Raw genomic sequence first — 20,220 nt, 5'->3', positions numbered from 1 at the left:
CCATGAAGCGCTCTGCACTGGCTGGACTGTTCATCACTACTGCAATGTTGGCCTCACCGGCGTTCGCCGCCGGGCAAGAAGACCTGTGCCAGATCAACCTGCAAAAGATCCGCGACGCCAAGGTCAGCACCGAAGCCATGAGCTCGGACCTTGGCAGCGACATCGATGCCAAGGTCCAGCAAGCCACCGACGAACAGGCCAAGGGCACCGAGCAGGGCACCAAGAACTGCATCTCCCTGACCACCCAGGCGATCCAGATGTTGCAGAACAACACCAAGGGCGATCAGTAGCGCACCACCAAAGCCAACCTTCGGGTTGGCCTTCTGACGACGATTAGCGTAGAATCCGCCAACCTGTTGTCGATGCATGACAGGCTCGGGGCCGTTTTGGATTCGACGCCGGTTGCGAAACTTTAGGTGCATGCCGAGTTGGTAACAGAACTCGTAAATCCACTGTTGCAACTTCCTATAGTTGCCAATGACGAAACCTACGGGGATTACGCTCTCGCTGCGTAAGCGGCGCTAGCCCTTCCCCCCTGGTACCTTCGGGTCCAGCAATCATCAGGGGATGTCTGTAAACCCGAAATGATTGTCATATAGAACAGAATCGCCGTGCAGTACGTTGTGGACGAAGCGGCTAAAACTTACACAACTCGCCCAAAGCACCCTGCCCGTCGGGTCGCTGAGGGTTAACTCAATAGACACGGCTAAGCATGTAGGACCGACAGCGGAGTACTGGCGGACGGGGGTTCAAATCCCCCCGGCTCCACCAAACAATCCTTACAAATCAGGCGCTTAGCGAATCTCGCAAGTGCCTTTTTTGTGCTTGAAGGGGCTGTTTTGGCTCGGTTATGCCAGCTTAATGACAGCTTATGTAGTGAGGCGCAGCTCTTACCGGCAGGCGTCCGCTGCCGCTTCCAACAACCGCTCGTACCCAATCCGCTGCCGACGCTCAGCCAGCAACGCACGCACCTTCATCTCCAAGCTGTCGGTCTTGCGCAGGCCGGCACGGCCATTACTCAGCATTCGAGTTGATCAGCCAAGTCCAGGAAGTCTCGCGCATTGATATCGAACCGCTCATCAAACGCGGTATCGACATCGCCTTCCGGGCCGAACTCCAGCGGCCTGGCCACGAACGCGGTTTTCATGCCCTGAGCCCTCGCAGCCAGCAGATCGTATTTGTGACAGGCAACCATCATGGCATCACCGGCAGCCACGCCCAGGTAGCGCAGCGCCATGTCATAAGTCCGTGGATCGGGCTTGAAGGTACCGACCATCTCGGCAGCGAAGATGGCATCCCAAGGTAATTTCCCGGCCTTTGATATATTGACCACCGCACTTACGTCGGCATTTGACAAGGTCGCTATCTTGAATCGCGCCTTGAGCCGGTTCAGGCCCTGGACGGCATCGGGCCAGGGAGCGATCGTCTGCCAAGCGAAATTGATGCGCTCACGCTCCTCGGGGTTGAGGAATCCTACATCGTACGTCTCGATGACCTCATCGAGTGCGCATCGATAGAGGCGATCCACAGACGACCATGGCCGCCTGCCGCAAAGTATGTCATCGAGGGCCGGTCGATACTTGCCTCGCCAGTCATCAACAAAACATCCCCAGTCAACACTGGTAGCCCGGCTACCCGCAATAGCTGCCGCCTGTTGCGCGATGCTCGAACGAAAATCGGTGACGGTCCCCTGAACATCGAAAATTAAAGCCTGAAGCGTATTCACTGCCTTTTCTCCCTCGAGTCAGGACGCTTGGACTGGCATGCAACGATTGACGCCTCATGAGTTTTCGTTCCATTACATCCCATATAGCTAATTTGCAAGCTACCCACGAACTGATTTATGTAGGGGCATTATCAATATGAATTTAAGTGACGCCTTGCATCGTCACGACAACCTGATGGTCAAATGATTTAGTCTAGTGATTTAATCGATCGACAGGAACAATCAATGCCGCTCAAGCACTCCAATCAGCAACTCTTCGAAAACTTAGAGTCAGCAGCACTGACTTTAGATTGGGCGGCAGCGGATATTCTTAGGATTGCCAGCGGCCTCGTCGTCGCTGGCAAAACTGATGAAGCTGAGGACCTGATGGAGATATGCCAGAACATTCGCGCCGAAGTTGAACTCATACAAGCACTGGCGGATGAGCAACAGAGCTCTGGAGCTTGAATCTCCGCGAGAGCCACGACGCACAAACGAGGATCTTCGCAGGCAGATACCAAGGCCGAGCCAGCGCTGTTAGTTATGGCCCTCCAGCAACTGCGTCATAGGCCTGCTCACACGTCACTCCCCTTGCTCCGCGTTGATCAGCAGTTGCTGCCAGATCTTCCGCTCTTTGATCAGCGCGCTTGAGCACGTCGGCAAGCACCATGACGGCACGGGTTGCTGCCGCGCTTGCGGCGGCAGTGCAGGAATTGCTGCTGGCCGTACGCTTGAGGCGCTCGGCGAGATCGTCGACTGTGCGCTGCAAGCTCCCAGCAGCAGCGCGAGCGGTAACAGCATCAGCTGCAGCTTGATCGATTTTGCGTTGCCCATCTTGGACCGCCTTGTTGATTGAGTTCTGCCGGGCCTGCTCTTTGTCACGCTCCGCGGCCTCTCCCAGGGCCCAGGCCTGTTTGTCGCCGGCGTCACGTGCGCTCCAGCGGGCCTGCCATTCCGCATTCTCGACTGATCGCCCGTGCTGGTAGATCCCCCAGTAAGAGGCGAGGATCAGCAGCAGGACGACCGCGCGTAGCACCCAGGCGCTCATGCAAGCACCTTCAGCGCCAGGTCATAGAGGGCCTGGCGATCTGCCGCACCGTTCGGCACGCGGCCTAGCGAACCGGTGTTGATGATGCTGCCGATATCCCGGATACGGCCGGCGTCGGCCAGTTCGTTGAGTCCATGCTGGGCCCACCACCATGCGGCGGACTGGGCGGCTTGTTCTGGTTGCTCGAGTAGCTCGGGCTGGGTCTCCAGTGGCAGTCCCAGGCCTACGCCGGCGGCGACATAGTTCGACCGGCCAGTGACCTGCAGCAGGCCTCGACCGCGGAATCTCCAACCGTCACCGGAAGCCTCCGGGCCATTGCCCATGCGGCCGCCATACACTTTGTTGGCGATCTTCTCAGGCTGACGAGCGCAGGCGGCAGCGGTCTCCGCGGTGAACCGGTTGGGCCAGGTGCGCACCAGGGCGTCAGCGCTGTAGTTCAGGTTCTCGACCAGGCTGCGCAGTTGGCCAGACTCATGCCCGACCTGGGCCAGGAACGCGGCCTGACGCACGCGGGAATCGATCTTCCAGCGAGCCATCGCGCGGTTGAGGGCAGGAACAAAAACGCCCGCTACAGGGCGGGCGTTCGGGAGGATCTGCAGCAGCTGCTGTTCTGTAATAGGCATAAAAGAACCTCTATGTCGGAAAAGAAAACGCCCCGTCAATGCGGGGCGTCATGGGGTCGGTTCACCTGGCATCGCCGGCCACTCGATGCTGGCCGGGAAACCCTTCCGCTGCAGCGGATCTATGCGCAGGGTAGGCAGCTCTATTCTGGCCGTTTCGGACGTTGATCGGCCTCGGGGTAGCCCTCTTTTTCTTCGGTCCAGTTCCGAACAAAACCCCGATATTTCAGCCAGGCGCTACGCGCCCCCGGCAACAGATCCTCCGGCGGCACCCCCGCTTCGGCTTCTTCCAGGGCCTGCAACTGGCCTGCAATGATGCTTAACTCGCCATCGCGCCACGCTTCCTCGGCGCGGCGCGCCCTGGCCGGGCTCGGCCCCCAGCCCGGGAACAACCACGGCTGATCCGCGCTCTCGGGCGCCGTGGCCACTTCAATACTGTCCGCCGGCAGCGGGACGCCTTCGCCGAAGCCGCCGAGATACTTGCCCTGCCCATCTACAACAAACTTTGTACTCATGCCCACACCCTAAAAAATACTCGCCACTTTGACGGTGTAATAATTTTGGTAGTTCTAGTGTTCCAGTCGAGGACAAAGAACACGCCCGTTTGAGTCCCATACTTGCAATTAAGGTTGCTCTGATCAGGAACTACCGTAATGCCAAGGTGATATGCGTTATCTGGCGCAGAACTCGCAATGCTGAGAACCGCCCCCGGCCAATAACCGTGCTCCGCTTCTTTGCAGACTAAATAGGCTTCCCACAACACCGGCCACGTACCGAGACCATGCGGAATTGTTAGGCTGCCTCCTTCCGTAATTACTTGCTCAGGCGTTGCCGCTTGCTTAGTGAAGCCCTGGCGCTGCTCAAGTACCGTAACCCTGTCTGAAACGGGCTTTACCGCCTGATTAATCTGGCCGGTAGTCTCTGTCTTTGTGAAAGCGTCGTTAATACCGTAACCGGCTAAGGTACTCGCCTTATCGGCTTTGTCTTGCGGCTTTAAGTTCCCAGAGTGCCAGGCTGTATTGCCGAACAGCTGCACCGTTTTATTAATCACGTCCAGCGTTAAAGGGAATGTAGTTTCCCCGTCATTTACCGAGAAAAACCTTAAGGTCTTACCCACAACATCAGCACGAATATCAAATCCCGGCGTTTGCCATGAGATTTCCGGAGAATCAATAGTTCCATTGTTAAGAACTATTGAGCCTGAGACCGTCCCGCCAGACTTCGGCAGCAAGTTAGCAACCGCGCTATTCAACTCGCTTTTCGTTACTGCATCCGTGATGCCGTACCCGCCCAGGGTGTCGGGGTTGCTTCCTCCAGTGACACGACCGAACGCATCGACAATCACCCGCCGAAACTCGCCGGCAACAACGCCCGTCTTCCCCAGCGCTAGGACGAAGGTCAATGCGGTGGTGCCCAGCACCGGGGCTGCAGTGTTTGCCAACTGCCAGAGCGCGCCGGCATTCAACGTGCCGGACTGCACGCCGATCAGGTGGCCGGGCGTGCACTTCGCGCTATCGTCGGCATCCTGGGCCCGCGTCCAGGGGCCGGCGCTGGCTACGTAAATCCAGTTCTGCGCCGCGTTGGCTTGGTTCTTCACCAGCACCCGAGCCCCGGCCGGGACGGCTACGCCGTCGATAGTCTGCAGGCCGCTCAGCGCGATAGGGCCGGTGGTGGCCACCAGTACCGAGCGCTTGACGTCGGATGCGGCAATGGCCTGCACAGCGGCCGCCAGCTGGCTGACATTCGATTCACTCGGCGCCAGGCCGGCGGCCTTGATCACGTTCAGAATCTCTTGCGTGATCGCGTCGCCCCACGCGGCCGGGATCAGCGAGCCGACTTGCCCGGTCGCCGGGTTCTCGTCAACAAAATGCCCGTCCACCAGGCCAACGCCTGGAATGCTTTTTGGATAGTCCATATCAGTTCCCGTACTTGATGTATTCGATAGCGTGCGCGGGTGCGCTGCGCCGCAAGGCGCACTCCAGGGCGCCGGAAGGATTGCCGCCGAACTGCTCGCCGAAGTAGGCCGCGCCGAAGCGACGGCCCAGGCGCCGCCGGGGGCCGGTGTCGAGCGTCCACATGAATTGCGCTGACCAGGTGCCGAAGTGCCCCAGGCCGAACCGGGCGCGGCCAAAGCGCGGCGCTCGATGCTCAATCACGCGGGCACCCGAATAGCCCTGGCTGACAGCCAAATCGACGAAATAGGCCGGCGACTGGCCGCCCGCCTCGATCAGCCGGCGCCGGACAGCCAGCTGCCGGTCTTCGAACTTCGGCGACTCGCCCAAGCAGGGGTCGGGCAGGTGCATCACACGTTCCCAGTCAGGCACCAGCTCGCGCACCGTGTATGGGTTGCTTTCGGCCAGCAGATCCGCCGCCCGGGCGTCTTCGCGGGCGAGCAGATCCGCCGCCACTTGCAGCAGCGAGTCCAGCCCGGGGTTAAATTCCCGATCCCAGGCCGGCCCCGGGGGCAGCAGCGCCTGCAGCTGGGCGCGGTAGTCCTCGGCGGTTCTTATCGCCACAACACACCCCCATAGGTCAGCAGCTGATTCGGCGCCGCCTTGACGTTCGCCGTAGGACTCAGCAACTCATGATCGCGCTCGCCGGTGGCGCCGCTGATGGCCTCGCGGATATGCGTCAACAGCAGCTCCGCGCCCAGGGCTGATTCCCGGCTGTGCAGATCGATCAGCGCAGCTTCTACCGCTCGGCGCACCGCCGAGCTGTCGGGCGTTACCTTGATTTCGTACTGCACCGGCTTTTCAGCCGGCGGCAGCACGTACAGTTCAGCCGTTACTGGCCGCTCGCGCTCGATGTATGCGCGTACCTCGGCGCACGCCTGCGCGCTGGGGATCGGGTCCGGATCGTTGTCGCGCATGAAAAACAGCCCGACCGTGCCCGGCCCCATGTAGTGCCGAACGACCCAGGCGCGGGTAACGCCGGCCACTTCCAGGGCCCAGGTTTCGTAATCGCTGGTACTGCCGCCGTGGGGGATCACTCGATACGAGCGAATCACCCGGGCGCGTAGCGCTTCTACGCTCTCCTGGGCGACGCCACCGCGCAGCCCAGGGGCTTGCACGGTAAACACCGCGTTGACGCCCAGCACGGGCGACACCAGGCGCAGAGTGGCCCCGGCGCTGGTGTTGCCCAGGGGGCCCGGCTCCAGGGCCTCTAACTTCGCCTCGCCGGCCGGGCCGGTCAGGGTCGTCGTTACCGTAACGCGAAAGCGCACGCCGTCATCACGCTGCAGCAGCGTGCCGGCATCGAGGACCGCCGAAGGGGCCCCGGTGAACGCCGCCACGCCGGACGCGGCCACCGCCTGTAGGCGCCCGCGCTTGAGTCGCGCCTGGGCCATGCGCAGCAACGTTTCCTCGTCTGCAGTGTCCGGCAGAATCTGGTCAGCTATGTACTTCTGATGCCCGTAACGGCCGAACGATGCAGCGGCCAGCACCCTGGCCAGCACCTCGGCATCGGAGCGCACCAGGGCGCTGGAGCCGGCCAGGCTCGACAGCTCGCGGCTGATCAGCTCGGGCAGGCTGGGGGTATTAAACGGCATTGATCACCTGCCATAAGTCGTCTAGTTGAACATCGATCGTTCGGCCGTCGCGCAGGGTTAGCAGCACCTGCAGCTCCAGCCGATCCACCCCGCGAGTGGTCGTGACCGTAACGCCCGTGGCCCGGCCGTCCTCGAGCATCCAGGCCAGGGCCTCACGGGCGAATGCCTCGGCCGTCTGCGCGGTTTCGGCGGTCAGCTTTCGGCGGCGCAGTTGCCACAGTCGCGAGCCGATGCGGTCGTTAGCCAAGCTGGGGAAGCTGTCGCCCCACCAGCCGAAGCGCTCGGCGTCGTCGATCCGGTCGTCAGGACCGGCGCGGCGCCAGGTCAGCAGGCTGATAACGGCGGCGCGCTGCCAGGCGGCGTCGGTAGCGTCGTCTTGCAGGATCACTGGCCACCCCCTGCAGGCGGACCGGACTGGCCATTTCCGGGCATAACCCCGGTGTGTGCGTGCTGCACCTGGCTAATGCCGGCGGCCACCTGATCGCCGGCCGAGACGAATTTCCCGGTGGTGCGGATCTCCGGGGTATCGAACTCCACACCGCCCGAGGCCTTGACCTTGAGCGTTACGGTTTCAATCTCGATCACCCGGCCGCGCTTGAAATGCAGCACGTCGCCTTCGTCGGTGTACAAGGCCACCTCTCCGGACTGGAGCCCCTGCAAGCGAAAGCGGCGGTCTGCCACGTTCAGCACCACGCCATGCGAGCGGCCGTCGCCCAGGAACAGCGCGACACCCTCGGCGCCGGGGTGCGGGTTGGACGTGATGCCGTAGGGTTCGAAGTGTTCCAGGCCGTCGCGGATCTCGTCGGCAGTCAGGCGCATTTGCAGCGCCTGCAGCTTGCCGGCAGGACTCACCAGGGCGACCTCCCCCCGGGCCACGTTGTTGCGTGCTGGTCTCATGATTCGGGCTTCCAGTCGGCTGGGATGAGGTATTCGAAGTTGTCCGCCTTGCCGCCCTTCTTGAGCTTGCGGCTCTTGTGCGGGTCTTTCGGCTCCGGCTCGAAAGCGTCCGGCGGCGCCACCGTGAGATTCGCGACGGTGCCGGACTCGTCGAGGCTGTACTCGATTTCACTGATCAGCAGGTCACGGTCCATGCCGATCAGCGGATCGACTACCCGAACAATCATGTTCGGCAGCCACAGCGCGCCGTTCGACTGCCGCCAGCCCTGGATCTTGTAGTGCAGGGTTAGCGCCTTGCCCATGCGACTGCCGCGCTCCCAGTTCGCCCGAGCGCTGGCCAGCTCCGGCGTCATCTGGCCGCTTTCGTGAATCTGCAGTACGCGCTTGCGCGCTGCGCGAGGGTCTGCGGCCAAGGCCTTGATTTCCGAGGCCTTGGCGCCGTAGTCGTCGTCATTGCCGGCGCGCTGGCCGGTGACAACGTATTCAGAAAACACCCCGGAAAAGTCCAGGTCTGCCGAACCGGTCAGGATGTTCTTCCCCAGCTGCAGGCTGTCCACGGCCCGGCCGGCGCTGCCTGGGCGAATGATCACTACCCGGCCCTGGCTGTCGTCGGTGGCCAGCAGGCGCGAAAGGGTCAACAGCCGGTCGATGGACTCGAACACTGACTCCCCGGGCTCGATGCTGTGCTCAGCAAGCTTTGTCGTTTCGTCGGCCTGGCTGCGCACCTGGACGCCGTAGGGCTCGGCCAGGGCCTGCACAATCTGCTGGATGCTCTGCCCCTTCCACTGCCCGGGCTTGTTGATCGCCGAGCAATCGACCAGATCCGCGGTCACGGATCGCCCTTGAATCGAGCGCGTTACTGACTTGCTGTCGTAGCTGACCGGTGTGCCGAAGATCCAGCCCGATAGCACCAGGTCGCCACCGATCCGCACTTGGCAATAGTCGCCCTGGCGAATCGGGGTTTCCTTGGCCTGATCAGGCCAGCGCCAGGTCACGTCGAGTTTGAAGTCTCGACACAGGCGCTCTATGCCGGCGCTGATGCTCACTTTCTTCCAGCCGCCATAATCCAGGCCGTTCACGCTCAGCGTGACAGCGTTCGGTTCATGCATGGGGGTTACTCCTGGGCGACGTACAGCGCACCCGCCGGCAGAAACCCGGGGTGCGAGACTTTGTTACGCGTAACGATTTCCTCGGCGCGGGAAGCGTCGCCGAAACACTGATAAGCCAGCACAACCGCCGGCAGGCTTTCCTTGCGCTCGACCACCACCAGGCGCACCCCAGCGGCGGCGACTTCGGACAGATGCGCCTTCGCGCTCTTGCGCAGCGCTTCCAGGGCCTGGAAATGCTCATGATCGGCCACCAGGGCGGCCGACCAGAGCGCATCGTTCAGCGCGTCGCGCAGCTCGATCACGTCCGCCGCTGCCGGCACCTCGGGCCGAGTGATCGGCGCCGATACCTGCTGTTCAACCACCGGTACGCCTGGCAAGGGCGCCGGAGCCGGCACAACCGGCAGCGAGGCCGCCGAGCGCGCCGCGTGAACGATCAGCGCGTCACGCATCAGCTCACGCGCCGCCAGCACCGTCGCCGCCGTCGCCTGGCCACCGGCCGGCGTGACGGCCTCGGCGTCGCGCTTGATGTCCTCGCTCAGCCCCTGGGCCAGCTCGGTTTTCGCCGCAATGTCCCGCGAGGCTTCAGCTAGGCCAGGAACGTCCTGTTCGGTGCCTGCCAGGCGCGCAACGGTCCGGGCGAACTCCGGATCAGCTTCGACCGCTACCGCGCTGTGCGCGCCGCTGGAAGGCTCCCAGCGGTAGCCCGAGGACCGCGAGCGGCCCCCGACCCCGGCGAACTGTGCGCGGATCATCGCCGCGAAGTTGCCGGGGGCATTCGTCAGCATGTCGGCCAGGGCTTCAACTGAGCTGACAATGCCCAGCAGTTGCCCAAACTCCTGTTGAATCACCTGCTGTATCCCGGCTATGCCGTTCTGCAGCACGGTGATAGCCATCCGCGCCCGGTCTACCACGGCCATCGCTTGCTTGTAGCGAGCGATGGCCGACTCAAGCAGGCTTTCGGAATCCTCCTCGACCTGCACCGCTTGACGCTTGACCCCGACCGGGTAGCCCTTCTCCCCGGCTTCAATGAACACCAGGGCGAAGCGCACCAGGCCACCGGCCCGGCGTTCGTGCGATACCTCGCAACCCTCCCCGGCCGTCACCTGCAGGCGACCGAACCAGGGATGCACCAGCTCGCCAGAGCCGGGCGTGTCCAGGGCATGCAGCAGGTTGTCCCGCTGGAACAAGCAGTCATCGCCGATCACGAACGCATCGAGCTTTATTTCTCGGGTCTTGGCGCCCATGTCTTCCACCTGCGGCCGGTCCCGCTGGGGATATTCATGCAACTGCGTCCGACGCCCGACCGGGGTTGCGTCGCTGTCAACGTAGAACGGCACCCCGCGAAAGCTCGCCGGGTGCAACTGTTCCCGCCATGTATCCGGCTTATCCGCCACACTCACCTCCCGAGGGATCGATAACCCACCTGCGGGCTAACCGACAGCCCGGGCTGGTTCGTTTGCGCAGGGTCCGCCCGCATGCCGGCCGGCGCGTTCTCGAAACGCACGACCATGGCGCCGGTCAGCTCGGTACGCTGTGACGCGGCCGTCTGCTGAATCAGCGATCCACGTCCGGCCGGCAGGCTGCCGGAGCCCTGGCCGGCCCCAGGCGCACGCAACAGCGCGCCATCGTTCGCCGGAGCGCGCAGCAGGCTGGCCACCTGCGTCGCCTGCGGCAGCAGCTCAGGCGCTGCAGCAATCGGCTTGACCAACTGCCCCGGCGCCGGCAGCCCTTCGCCGTTGCGGGCGTTCTGCTGCTCGGCCCAGCTGCGGATCTTCGACGACGCCGCGCTGATCACCCCGTCACCGTCCGAGCTGACACCAAAGAAATTCATCATCGGTTCAATGATCGGCTTGAGGTCGTTCCACAGGTCTTGGAAAAACTGCGTGATCGGCGCCCAGTGCTTGACGATCAGGCCGAGCGGGGTCCAGTCGAACATGTGTTTCATGTAGTCGATGATTGGCACGGAAAACGCCTTGATCAGCTCCCACAACGCGCTAAAGAACTCGACCAGGGGCCCCCAGTTCTGAATCACCATGCCGATGGGGGTCCAGCTCAGACCGGCTTTCAGGAACTCCCAGGCCGCCATAGCCGGCGCCTTGACCTGCTCCCACAGCCGCACGCAAAACGGGATCAGCTGCCCCCAGTTCGCCGCAATCAGGCCGAGCGGGGTCCAGCGGAACGCCTGCTTGAACCAGCCCCACAGCATCAGGGCCGGGCCCTTGATTTGCTCCCACAGCCGCACGAAGTACGGGCCCACCGTTGACCAGTTCGCAATCAACACGCCGGCCGCAATCGCGATGCCGCGCACGATCAGCCCTACCGGGCTCATCATGGCCACGCCATTCATGATCGTCAGTACTGCAGTAGCGCCGGCAGCGGCCAGGCGCAGCGCGGTGAACCCCACGGCCGCGCCGAGAATGCCCTTGACCAGCATCGGGTTGGCTCCGGCGAACTCGGCCACCTTGCTGACAATCGGCCCGACCACGGCCACAAAGTCATTGAGCGGCGGCAACAGGGCGTTGCCTACCGTGATGCCCAAGCGGGTTACGCGGTTCTGCAGCAGCTGCAGGGAGTTTTCCGTAGTCGCGGCGCGGGACGTGTACTCATCGAGCATCGAGCCGCCGTACTGCTCCGCATCACCGACTTTCGTTAGGTTCCCCTTCAATAGCTCAAGATTGGTCACTAGCGGGGTAATTGCGCTGACTGACTCGCTGCCAAACAAGTTGGTCAGCAAGGCCGGGCGCTTCGCTGCATCCACTTCGGATATGCGCTTGAGCAGATCCAACAGAGTGGCCTTTGAGTCCTTCTGCATGGCCACTGCCACTTGCTTGGAGTCCAGCCGTAACGCCTTGAACGCCTGGGCTTGAGACTTCGTTGCCGCTGACCCTTTAGTCATTGCCAACATAAAGTTCTTGATGCCCGTTGCCGCTACGTCTTGCTTGACCCCCACGCCGGCCATGGTGGCACCGATGGCCGCCACCTGCGCCGAACTCAAACCGGCCACCTCGCCCAGGGCACCGACTTCCGTGATGATTGAGGAAATCTGCGCGGTAGTCGCCGGCCCCGTGTTGCCTAGGTAGTTGATTTGATCCGCGAGCGCGACCACTTCGTCCTGATTCATCCGGAACGCTGTGCGCCACTTGGCCATCATTTCCCCGGACTGCTCGGCCGTCTGGTCGAAGGCCACGCCCATTTTTACCGCGTCCTCCGCAAACCGCATCAGGTCGTTCCGTTCGATACCTGATTGCCCACCGGCCGCGACGATCTTGGCGATCCCGTCCGCCGCCATCGGCAGGCGTTCGGACAGGTTCAGAACGTCCGTGTTCATCGCCTGGAACTGCTCGGGCGTATCGAATTTAACGACCTTCTTAACGTCCGCCATGGCGCTTTCAAGCTTGATCGCCGCACGCACGCCCATCACGAACGGGGCCGCAATGGCCCCGCCCTGGATCGCATCGCCGAACGTGATTTTCCCAAGGCCCGAGCTGTTCAACTGCTTGCGCAGATTGGCCGCGTTCTTGCGAATCCCGGTCAGTACCGGCGACAGCTTATCGACGCCGGTAATCAACGCCTTGAGCTGGAATCTGTCCGCCATCATTCACCCCCTGATGCGGTCTGCCGCTGTATCCGGTGCGCGTGTTCTTCACTTTCGAACAGCACGTCCAGGGGCCAGGCCTTGACCTGTTCCGGGCTGGTTTTCCAGTACCAGGCCAGGTCATAGGCCAACTCGGTCAGCTCTCCGATTTCGGCGAAGCGGCAGCCATGAAAAAACCCGCAACCGCCCAGGCAATGCCGTTAAAGTCGTGCAGCTCCAGCTGGCTAACAGAGCCCGGGGGAATGCCGGCACACACGGCGATGTACTTGCTGGCAATGTCCAGATCCAGGGAAACCGACTCGTCTTTGTCGATCTTGTACGGCAGCGCCTTGATATCGCGGCAGTCCTGCACCGTTGGCCGGCGCAACTCCAGGGTGTTCAGGGTTTCACCGTGGGCTTGAATCGGTGTGCTCAGGTCAATAGTTACCTTGCTCATTACTGCCAGTCTCCCGCGATACCTTCGAAATTGAGGGAGACCTTGCCGTCATCCCCTGTCACCTTCACTTCGTCGACCAGGTAGGCCCCGGACAGCACGTAGCTAGTGCCGTCCTTGAATTCGGCCGTGATCGTCATGTTCGTACCGTTCTCAAGCTTGGCCATGGGAAAACGCGGGGTCTTCACCGCGTCCACTTTCAGAAAGGGCGTCAAGTCTTCCTCTTTGAAATAGCCCTTGATGATGGTTTCCCGCTTGAACTTCGACAGCGGCACCTCAACGCCGCCCGTAATCGTCAGCTGGTCGCCATCGACCTTGATGTAACAAGTACCTGCAACTTTCTGACCCATAAAAAAGGGCTCCACAAAAAGGCCCGCACAGGGCGGGCCGGGGTGAATCGGTAGGGTTTAGGCGGCGTCGGGGTACTGCAGCCGGAACTGATACGACAGCGCCAGAACGCGCAGCTGGTTGACCAGATCCGGCGGGAACAGCACCGCGATACGGTTGGGGTCTTTCGCGTCGCGCTCAACGATCAGGTGTTGCTTGAACAGTTCCATGTTCTCGACCAGGCCGGCGCGCTCCAGCTCGCCGTAGGCCGCCACCAGCTCGCCACGGATCACCAACGGCGTCACGATGGCCTGGCCATCGCCGAAGGGGGTGCCATCGTTGGCCAGCTTGTGACGGCCATACTTGCTGGTGATACGGCCCTGCAGGTTGCGGATTACATGCGCCGACTGGTGCAGCGGCTCACTGTCCAGGTAGGACGTATCGGCCTGGCCGTAAGCGTTGCGCTGGTAAGTCGTCACGGCGCGCTGGATGCGATACGAGCCGCCCTCGTAGTACGCGGTAGCAATGCCGTAGCTCAGCAGCGATTGACGCTCGGTCAGGGTGAAACGCTCGCTGGCCGGGGCCGGATCGATGCCCGACAGGGCACCGGTCTGCGTTGGCCGGCCGGGGTCGGCACTGATGAACACCGCCGTTCGTGCTGCGTACTGCGCCGCCACTTCCCAAACCGGCTGCGGCAACCCACGTTCGAAGCCGTGCAACGTCATGTGCTGATCGTTGCGGGCCCGGCCGGCGGCCACCAGCTCGCCGACGCTGCCGCGCTTCGCGCTGTAGACATGGCCATAGAGCTGCTTGGCCCAGGACCAGCGCCCGGCCGTGTCGTCCATGGTGGTCTTCCAAGCGTCGAGCGTGGTCGTGTCGCTCCAGGGCTGGCAAATGAACTCGAACGGTTCATCGCCCAGCGCTGCCAGCGCGGCGGCCATGTCCGGCGCGCCAAGCCCGCCAGTCATCACACCCGCCACCAGGGTCAGGCCTGGCGGGGTTTCCTCGCCAGAAGCGCGCCCAAGGCGGTTCAGTTCGACGCGAATATCGTTGCCGAGGTCGCCCTTGAACTTTGCCACCAGGTTGACCACTGCGCCGGCCGCCGTGGCCGTGACCGGCAGATCGATCGACTCGTTAACCCGGGCCGCGATGGCCGTGGCCACGGCCTCGGCGGACATGGACGCGGCGACGTTGGTCCGTACCCGCTGGCCAGCAATGTACAGATTGACCAGGCCCGGCGCCGAGGCCGTGCCCGTTACAGTAACGGTGCCCTTGGCCGCCGCGCCTTCGGTCACGGTCAACGGCAGACACCAGACCTCGCCGGCCACGTCGATGGCCCGATGCTGGTTGTACATGGCCGCGAGCATCGAGCCGGCGCCGCCGATGTCCAGCACGTCCGCCGGCCGCGTCACCAGCACCAGGCGGCCAACTTCGGGGCTGGTGACACCTTCGTTCACCTGACCGACGATCAGCCGGCGCAGCGCACCGCCGCCGCTGGTGTTCGCCATCGAGTTGTCTACTTCGGCGTAGAACAGCGGGACGCGGATATCGGCGGGGATGTTGTTGAAGCTGATCATGCCTTGCCCCCTTTCGCAGGCTTGGTTTCAGCGGCCGGCAGATCCTCGACCCGCACCACGTCGCCATCGTTGAGCCGGCGTTGCCACCAGGCGTTGAGCGCCACCGTTCGCCCTGCTGCAGGTAACAGGCGGCCGCCGTCTTCCGGCACCGGGCAATCACGCCCCGGCGCCGGCATCACATGAATCAAGGTTTGCATTACGGGAAGTCCTCACGAGTTGTTAGCTCGATCCGGCCATCAGGCCCGGTCGGGGCTAAGTTTTTGTCGGCCATCGGGTCGATAAAATCGACGGCCATGTCTACGCCTGACAGCGGTGGAAGCCCGGCAAGGGTCCACTCTTGCCACGTCTCCGGGATGCCGGTACCGGACCAGTGCACGTTGCCAAGCGTGAACTCGGCAACGAACCGGAAGCGGTAAACCACCCGGTCACGGTCGATCACCAGCAGCGCGCCGCTGTCGTACTCCAGCCAGCCCATGTCCTTGTCAGGCTCGAAGCCGACTAGGGCGCGAAACAGGCTCGCTCGGACTGAATGCAGCTGATCGGCAGCGGCCTGGCCGCGCTCGTCGACGTTGCGCAGCACAACACACACGTCTATCGAGTCGCGCACGGTCTGAGTAACCACGTTCTGCGAGGCCGGTGGGTCGGCCTCGTCGCCCGTGGGGATCACAAACGCCGCCGGCAACTCGACCAGGGCGCTGGCTTGCGTGGGGTTCCAGTCCAGCGCGCCGGCCACCCGCTTCTGGAAACCCGGGCAGCGGGCGCGCAGCTGCTCCACGATTGGAGTAATTCGCATATCTAGGGGCTCAGGTAGGGCCCAGGGGGCCGTAGGTTTCAGTTCAGGGCAGCGGCAAAGGCCGCCTGCAGCACGCGCTGCACGTCGTCGCGAGCGTCCTGCAGGGCGTCGCTCATGTAGTTGTCACGCGGGGCAATCCTCCAGCCCGATTGCCGGCGGGCCTCGCGCAGCGCCTGCCGCTCGCCGCGCGCGCGGCGCTTGCCTCCTCGGCCTTTGATCCGGGGGCCGTTGCGCACCCCGTAATGCAGGTACGCGGGGTAAAACGCGGCCATGTCTTTGGTCTTGGAAGGCGCGACGCGCACCAGGAAACCGGACCGAGAAACCTTGGCATTGATCGAATGCAAGGTAGCCCCGGTACGGTTGACCGGATAACCCGCCTGCCCCTTGCCCAGGGCCAGGTTCATCTGTGCCCGCTGCAGGACCAGCAAGCCGGCCTTGCGCATCCCTGCGCGCACCTGGCGTTTGTCGAAAGCGTCACGCTCGAAGGCTTCGAACCCCTCGACATGCATGTAACCGTCAACGGAAGCGGAATTCGTCATCGATCACCTCCCCGGCCTCCACCGCGCCGCTTTGGACTTCCTCAACTTCGACCACCGACCAGACGTTGCGGCCGGCAATGGTGCTGGGCCGCTTGACCCGGAACACCTGACCGCCCTCGACAATTTCATGCCGGGCGTCGAGGCCTCGCACATAGCGAAAGTAGATCCGGTGGGTGAACACATTCCCGGTCTGCACCGTGCCTTGATACGTCGCCGTCCCGAGCGGTTCGATCTTGGCCCAGCGCGAGGCCACCGGGATAAACTCCGACTCCAGGCCTGGGCCGTCACGCTGCGCGTGATCAGCCCGACGCCGCACCTGGACCCGGTGCTGCAGCTCCCCGGCTTCTGGCGGCCTCATAGCGAGAACCAGCGGTAGGGGTTCAACAGCTCATCTACCGCCAAGGGCAGTTTCTTGGAGCCCGTGGCGGTGGATTCGGTGACGGCCTCGCGGTTGCGGTGCCAGTGCGCGACCAGCAGCAACATGGCCAGGCTCACGTCCTCCGTTACGGGTAACGCGTTCTCCGGCGCACCTGGCGGCAGCAGGCCGCGCAGGTACACTTCATCGGCGCCGGCATTGACCGGCGCGCCCTCGGGCAGCACCACCTGGAACAGCCGGCGACCGGTCGAGGTTTCAACCAGGCGCCAGGCTGCGCGCCCGTAGGCCAGCAGCAAGCGGTCTTCCTCGGTTTCGTCCAGCTCAAGGTGGCAATGCGCCTTGATTTGCTCAAGCGTCAGCATGTACGCACAGGGGCCGCTTGCGCGGCCCCGCCTCCAGGCTTAGGCAGTTTTGCCTTCCAAATGCTTGATGGCGGCAGTGTCCTGCAGCACCAGACCGAAGCGCACGAACGCCAGGAAACCGACTTGGCCAAACTCGGCGTAACGCTCCACCAGGCGCTTCAAGGTCAGGCTACGCACGGCCCGCAAAATCAACTCATTGAAGTCACCGGCAAACATGAATTTCTTGCCGGCGCCGATATTGGCAATCGCCTGATCGATCACGTATTGATGTTTGAGGATGGTTGCCGGGCGGTCGGAGTCGATGCCAGGCAGCCACAGCGGCCGGTTCTGAGCGTCCACCATTTCTTCCATCACCTGCAGGGTCTGGTCATTGAACGCCAAGCGGAACTTAGGCGACGTTCGATAGGCCGGGTCGATGGAGTGAATCAGGCTATTCACCTCCTGCCAGGTGAACGAGCCCGCCTTCGCGGACATGGCGCCGCGCGAGGTCGCGTACTCCAGGCCTTTCGGCTGCGCCGGAGCATCGGCGGTTTCACCCGCGCCGGTGCCCTGTACGATCAGGCGGTTACGGGTGCGCGACACACGCTTGCCGATACGCCCAGCGAGGAAAGCTTCCATGTCGATCCCCGAGTCCTGCAGCAGCTGCTCAGAAACGCGGATGATTTTCGAACTGATGGTGTGCGATCCGAGGGAGCCTGTACCAAACTCAACGTCCTTTTCACCGGCCGCCTTGTTCTCGCCGATCAGCTCGCCTTCTTCCTCGCCGCCGTTGCTGGTCGCCCAAGCAATCGGCGCGCCGTTGTCGGTCTGCAGCAGCTGGCACACCGAAGCAATACCGCCAAACGTTGCCAGGGACTCGATTACCTTCGCCTGCAGCGTGGTAGGCACCGTATAACCGCCCGCCTCGTTCGGGTTAGTACCCTGGGAACGCATCTGCAGGACCATCGAGCGCTGCTCTGCGCTCAAGCCTTCCATGCCCTCGCGAACCCAGCGATCCCAGGCGCTACGCTGCTCGGCCTCGGGGCCAGCCAGCTCGGCGGGCGGTCGGCCGGCGGCGCTGGTTTGGCGGGCGCGTTCTTCGACAAACGCCTGATCGTTCTCGCGCATTTCTTCCTCGCGCTCGATCTTTTCGCGCAGCGCTTTCAGCTCGCCTTTCATCGTCTCCCACTTGGCGCGGGTTTCACCGTTCCAGGCTTCATCTCCGGTGCTTTCGTGCAGGCTGCGCATTTCGGCCGATTTCTGCGCGTACAGGTCTTTCATTTGTTGCAGTGTCATAAGTCCCCCAGGGGTTCAAAGGTCGTTCAGATCAAGCAGGCGCTCGCGAGCATCGCGCTCAAACTGAGCGCGACCCTCAAGGCCTTCTTTTTGCGCCTGCTTCCAGGCATCCATGGAGCGCTGTGCAGCGCTTGAATCGGGGTAGGCCGGAAAGGACACCGGCCCCACGTCGCGTAACTCGGCGATCTTGTAGATCGTCCGGACCACTACGCCGTTTTCGTCGTGCCAGGTGTCACCGCCAGGGGCTACACGCATGGCAAAGCTGCTGCCGCTCATGTCGCCGCGCTTCAACGGCTCGACAACCAGGTCACGGATGGTTTGCGTGTTCGGCGTGTCGATTTCGTAGGCCAGGCCGCGCTGATCGACGGACAGCCGAAGCGTGCCGCTGACCGTGCGACCAAGCAGGTAGTTGGGGTCATGGTTGAACAGGCCGCGCACGTCCTGCGCCAACACGTCGTCGAAAGCGCCGGGCGCGATAATCTCGACAAATAGGCCGCCCAGCAGCTCGCTACGCTGGTTGAAAACAGCACCGTAACCGGCGATTCGCGGCGGCTGGTCCTGGGCGCCGTCGCCTGTCGGCTGGACAGCGCGAAGCTCGCATAGCTGCGCAGGCAGCATGCGTTTTTCAAAGTCACTCATGGAATTATTCCTTTGGCGTTACGGGTAACGGCATGCCGTCAGCGCCAAGCAATTGCGTGTTGACGTTGAGCAACATCTGGTCGAGGCCGGTCAACGGGTTGAGATCTTCCAGCACGCGCACTTCATTGCGGCTCATCCAGCCGTCTTGAATGGCGATGCGGTAAAACTCGGCGCGCTCTTTCGGGGTGCCGCGCAGCAGGCCGGCCAGGTTGAACTTGACGTAGTAGCCCGCCAGGCGCTCGGCACGGGTGAACACCCGCCGGTTTATTTCTTCTTCCCAGTTCTTAATCCACGGCATGACGGAGTGCCGCACGAACTGGATAGCCTGTTCGCTGATGTTGGAAAACGTGGCCTTTTCAAGGTCGTTGATCATGTGAGACGGCACGTTAAACATGCTCGCAATCTCACTGCGGGTCAGCTTGCGCGTCTCCAGAAACTGCGCATCCTCGGGCGCAATGGTCAGGGCCTTGTAGTCCAACTCCGCCGGCATCAGCAGGGTCTTGTTATCCGAACGCTTGAGCGCACCTGCCGCGTCTCTCCAGACCCGCTTGAGCCGCTCCCAGGCATCATTTCCAAGCTTGCCGTCCTTGACCGACACAATCCCGGTAGGCCGCCCGCCGCCTTCAAAGAATTCCTTGCCGTAGCGCACCGCCGCCATGCCCAGGCCCACGGTTTCGGCGTTCTGCTGTATGGGACTGGTACCCATACGCCGCTTGGAGCCGATGGCGCGCAGGTGAATCATGTCCTCCGGCGCCACGGCCAGCGGCTGGCCGTCCTCGTCCTGGGTCGAGTAGACCCACCGGCTACCGTTCTTGACCAGATCCGTTACCCAGGGCTCGCACATGTCCAGCGTCTGCAGCTCGCCGCGTCGGCTGCGCACGATCCGGGTAAAACCGTTGCCCCAGCCCAGGGCGTGGGCCTGCTTGGTTTCACGCCAGCGGTAGGAGGTCTGCCACTGGTTCGGCTCGTCGTGCAGCAGGTAATGCGCCGGGTGATCCGTCCCCGGCTCGATGCGGCCGCCTACCTTACGCAGCACGCTCAGCGGCAATTGCCCCATGGTGCTGGACAGCACATAGATACAGGCATACACCGCCGTCAGCTTTAGCGCGCTGGCCGGGCTTACGGCAATGCTATTGCCCAGGCCGACCCACTCAGCCAAGGCCTTGCTGTTCATCGGGGTGCTAGGGCTCTCCGGACTGCTACGGCTCTCGAACGCCGCACGAAAGATCACCGCGCCACCGCCTTGACGGCGAGAGCCAGCAGCAGGACGCCGCCGGTAATCAGCGCAACGCCCAAGTCAAACTTGACCCACAGTCCAGCAGACAGCAGGCAATAGCCGGCCGTCCCGAACAGTTCAGGAAGCCACTCTTTCATAGGA

At 62.9% G+C, this 20,220-nt stretch carries 26 protein-coding genes, 1 other RNA gene and 1 pseudogene; 3 read left to right on the top strand and 25 right to left on the bottom strand.

From position 1 onward, the window contains the following. The first annotated feature begins 2 nt into the window (after positions 1-2). Together H7A76_RS06625 and ssrA are read left to right on the top strand one after the other, a co-directional pair. Positions 3-290, top strand: coding sequence for a hypothetical protein (locus tag H7A76_RS06625; RefSeq protein ID WP_185697764.1), 288 nt, complete (start codon positions 3-5; stop codon positions 288-290). Positions 291-377: 87 nt separating this feature from the next. After that, positions 378-771, top strand: a transfer-messenger RNA (tmRNA) gene (gene ssrA / locus H7A76_RS06620). A 119-nt stretch (positions 772-890) separates the two neighbouring features. On the opposite strand, the pseudogene H7A76_RS32755 reads toward ssrA, so the two are convergent. Continuing rightward, positions 891-1,007 (bottom strand): annotated as a pseudogene (locus H7A76_RS32755) (hypothetical protein); the annotation flags it as partial. Between the two features lie 11 nt (positions 1,008-1,018). After that, entirely contained in the window at positions 1,019-1,726 is a 708-nt protein-coding gene (locus tag H7A76_RS06615) for a haloacid dehalogenase type II (RefSeq protein ID WP_185697763.1), read from the bottom strand. A 225-nt stretch (positions 1,727-1,951) separates the two neighbouring features. Between H7A76_RS06615 and H7A76_RS06610 the strand changes: the two genes are divergently transcribed. Beyond that, entirely contained in the window at positions 1,952-2,173 is a 222-nt protein-coding gene (locus tag H7A76_RS06610; RefSeq protein ID WP_185697762.1) for a hypothetical protein, read from the top strand. Between the two features lie 73 nt (positions 2,174-2,246). Here H7A76_RS06610 and H7A76_RS06605 read toward each other — a convergent pair whose 3' ends face one another. The 23 genes from H7A76_RS06605 to H7A76_RS06495 all read right to left on the bottom strand — a co-directional run bounded on the left by H7A76_RS06605 (position 2,247) and on the right by H7A76_RS06495 (position 20,216). Then, positions 2,247-2,753 (bottom strand): DUF2514 family protein, encoded by a 507-nt coding sequence (locus H7A76_RS06605; protein WP_185697761.1) that lies wholly within the window; start codon positions 2,751-2,753, stop codon positions 2,247-2,249. Then, positions 2,750-3,376, bottom strand: a complete 627-nt coding sequence (locus tag H7A76_RS06600; protein WP_185697760.1) for a glycoside hydrolase family 19 protein — start codon at positions 3,374-3,376, stop codon at positions 2,750-2,752. Before H7A76_RS06600 ends, H7A76_RS06605 begins: the two co-directional genes overlap by 4 nt. A gap of 140 nt (positions 3,377-3,516) precedes the next feature. Then, positions 3,517-3,888 carry a hypothetical protein gene (locus tag H7A76_RS06595; protein WP_185697759.1) on the bottom strand — a complete coding sequence of 124 codons (372 nt, stop codon included), beginning with the start codon at positions 3,886-3,888 and terminating at the stop codon, positions 3,517-3,519. Continuing rightward, positions 3,885-5,288 carry a phage tail protein gene (locus tag H7A76_RS06590; RefSeq protein WP_185697758.1) on the bottom strand — a complete coding sequence of 468 codons (1,404 nt, stop codon included), beginning with the start codon at positions 5,286-5,288 and terminating at the stop codon, positions 3,885-3,887. The genes H7A76_RS06595 and H7A76_RS06590 overlap by 4 nt, the downstream gene beginning before the upstream one ends. A 1-nt stretch (position 5,289) precedes the next feature. Then, a complete protein-coding gene (locus H7A76_RS06585) occupies positions 5,290-5,889 on the bottom strand; it encodes a YmfQ family protein (RefSeq protein ID WP_185697757.1) in 600 nt (199 codons plus the stop codon). After that, positions 5,880-6,920: a baseplate J/gp47 family protein gene (locus H7A76_RS06580; protein WP_185697756.1), complete on the bottom strand. Its 1,041-nt coding sequence runs from the start codon at positions 6,918-6,920 to the stop codon at positions 5,880-5,882. Before H7A76_RS06580 ends, H7A76_RS06585 begins: the two co-directional genes overlap by 10 nt. Then, complete coding sequence (locus H7A76_RS06575; RefSeq protein ID WP_185697805.1) at positions 6,910-7,305, bottom strand: phage GP46 family protein; 396 nt, start codon at positions 7,303-7,305, stop codon at positions 6,910-6,912. Before H7A76_RS06575 ends, H7A76_RS06580 begins: the two co-directional genes overlap by 11 nt. Further along, positions 7,305-7,817, bottom strand: coding sequence for a phage baseplate assembly protein V (locus tag H7A76_RS06570; RefSeq protein ID WP_185697755.1), 513 nt, complete (start codon positions 7,815-7,817; stop codon positions 7,305-7,307). Before H7A76_RS06570 ends, H7A76_RS06575 begins: the two co-directional genes overlap by 1 nt. Beyond that, a complete protein-coding gene (locus H7A76_RS06565) occupies positions 7,814-8,926 on the bottom strand; it encodes a phage baseplate assembly protein (RefSeq protein ID WP_185697754.1) in 1,113 nt (370 codons plus the stop codon). Before H7A76_RS06565 ends, H7A76_RS06570 begins: the two co-directional genes overlap by 4 nt. 5 nt (positions 8,927-8,931) lie before the next feature. Continuing rightward, positions 8,932-10,320, bottom strand: a complete 1,389-nt coding sequence (locus H7A76_RS06560) for a DNA circularization protein (protein WP_185697753.1) — start codon at positions 10,318-10,320, stop codon at positions 8,932-8,934. Between the two features lie 2 nt (positions 10,321-10,322). Then, on the bottom strand, positions 10,323-12,521 hold the full coding sequence (locus tag H7A76_RS06555) for a phage tail tape measure protein (RefSeq protein WP_185697752.1): 2,199 nt from the start codon (positions 12,519-12,521) through the stop codon (positions 10,323-10,325). 136 nt (positions 12,522-12,657) lie between these two features. Then, positions 12,658-12,957, bottom strand: a complete 300-nt coding sequence (locus tag H7A76_RS06550; protein ID WP_185697751.1) for a phage tail assembly protein — start codon at positions 12,955-12,957, stop codon at positions 12,658-12,660. After that, the gene (locus H7A76_RS06545) at positions 12,957-13,304 is read right to left on the bottom strand and encodes a phage tail tube protein (RefSeq protein ID WP_185697750.1); all 348 of its coding nucleotides are present in this window, start codon (positions 13,302-13,304) and stop codon (positions 12,957-12,959) included. The genes H7A76_RS06550 and H7A76_RS06545 overlap by 1 nt, the downstream gene beginning before the upstream one ends. Positions 13,305-13,361: 57 nt before the next feature. Continuing rightward, the gene (locus H7A76_RS06540; protein ID WP_185697749.1) at positions 13,362-14,858 is read right to left on the bottom strand and encodes a phage tail sheath subtilisin-like domain-containing protein; all 1,497 of its coding nucleotides are present in this window, start codon (positions 14,856-14,858) and stop codon (positions 13,362-13,364) included. Then, on the bottom strand, positions 14,855-15,055 hold the full coding sequence (locus H7A76_RS06535) for a DUF2635 domain-containing protein (RefSeq protein ID WP_185697748.1): 201 nt from the start codon (positions 15,053-15,055) through the stop codon (positions 14,855-14,857). Before H7A76_RS06535 ends, H7A76_RS06540 begins: the two co-directional genes overlap by 4 nt. Then, positions 15,055-15,651 carry a hypothetical protein gene (locus tag H7A76_RS06530; protein ID WP_185697747.1) on the bottom strand — a complete coding sequence of 199 codons (597 nt, stop codon included), beginning with the start codon at positions 15,649-15,651 and terminating at the stop codon, positions 15,055-15,057. The genes H7A76_RS06535 and H7A76_RS06530 overlap by 1 nt, the downstream gene beginning before the upstream one ends. 38 nt (positions 15,652-15,689) lie before the next feature. After that, a complete protein-coding gene (locus H7A76_RS06525) occupies positions 15,690-16,190 on the bottom strand; it encodes a hypothetical protein (RefSeq protein WP_185697746.1) in 501 nt (166 codons plus the stop codon). Then, a complete protein-coding gene (locus H7A76_RS06520; protein WP_185697745.1) occupies positions 16,168-16,548 on the bottom strand; it encodes a head-tail adaptor protein in 381 nt (126 codons plus the stop codon). Before H7A76_RS06520 ends, H7A76_RS06525 begins: the two co-directional genes overlap by 23 nt. Continuing rightward, on the bottom strand, positions 16,545-16,928 hold the full coding sequence (locus H7A76_RS06515) for a head-tail connector protein (RefSeq protein ID WP_185697744.1): 384 nt from the start codon (positions 16,926-16,928) through the stop codon (positions 16,545-16,547). The genes H7A76_RS06520 and H7A76_RS06515 overlap by 4 nt, the downstream gene beginning before the upstream one ends. A gap of 39 nt (positions 16,929-16,967) precedes the next feature. Further along, positions 16,968-18,203, bottom strand: a complete 1,236-nt coding sequence (locus tag H7A76_RS06510) for a phage major capsid protein (RefSeq protein WP_185697743.1) — start codon at positions 18,201-18,203, stop codon at positions 16,968-16,970. A gap of 15 nt (positions 18,204-18,218) precedes the next feature. After that, complete coding sequence (locus H7A76_RS06505; RefSeq protein WP_185697742.1) at positions 18,219-18,842, bottom strand: HK97 family phage prohead protease; 624 nt, start codon at positions 18,840-18,842, stop codon at positions 18,219-18,221. Between the two features lie 4 nt (positions 18,843-18,846). Further along, positions 18,847-20,016 (bottom strand): phage portal protein, encoded by a 1,170-nt coding sequence (locus H7A76_RS06500; protein WP_221775118.1) that lies wholly within the window; start codon positions 20,014-20,016, stop codon positions 18,847-18,849. Between the two features lie 53 nt (positions 20,017-20,069). Next, entirely contained in the window at positions 20,070-20,216 is a 147-nt protein-coding gene (locus tag H7A76_RS06495) for a hypothetical protein (protein ID WP_185697740.1), read from the bottom strand. Positions 20,217-20,220: the final 4 nt, after the last annotated feature.

Source organism: Pseudomonas sp. MSSRFD41, from assembly GCF_014230245.1.
GTDB lineage: Bacteria > Pseudomonadota > Gammaproteobacteria > Pseudomonadales > Pseudomonadaceae > Aquipseudomonas > Aquipseudomonas piscis.
Note: the sequence above shows the minus strand (reverse complement) of the source record. Positions and strands in the feature narration are given on the sequence as shown.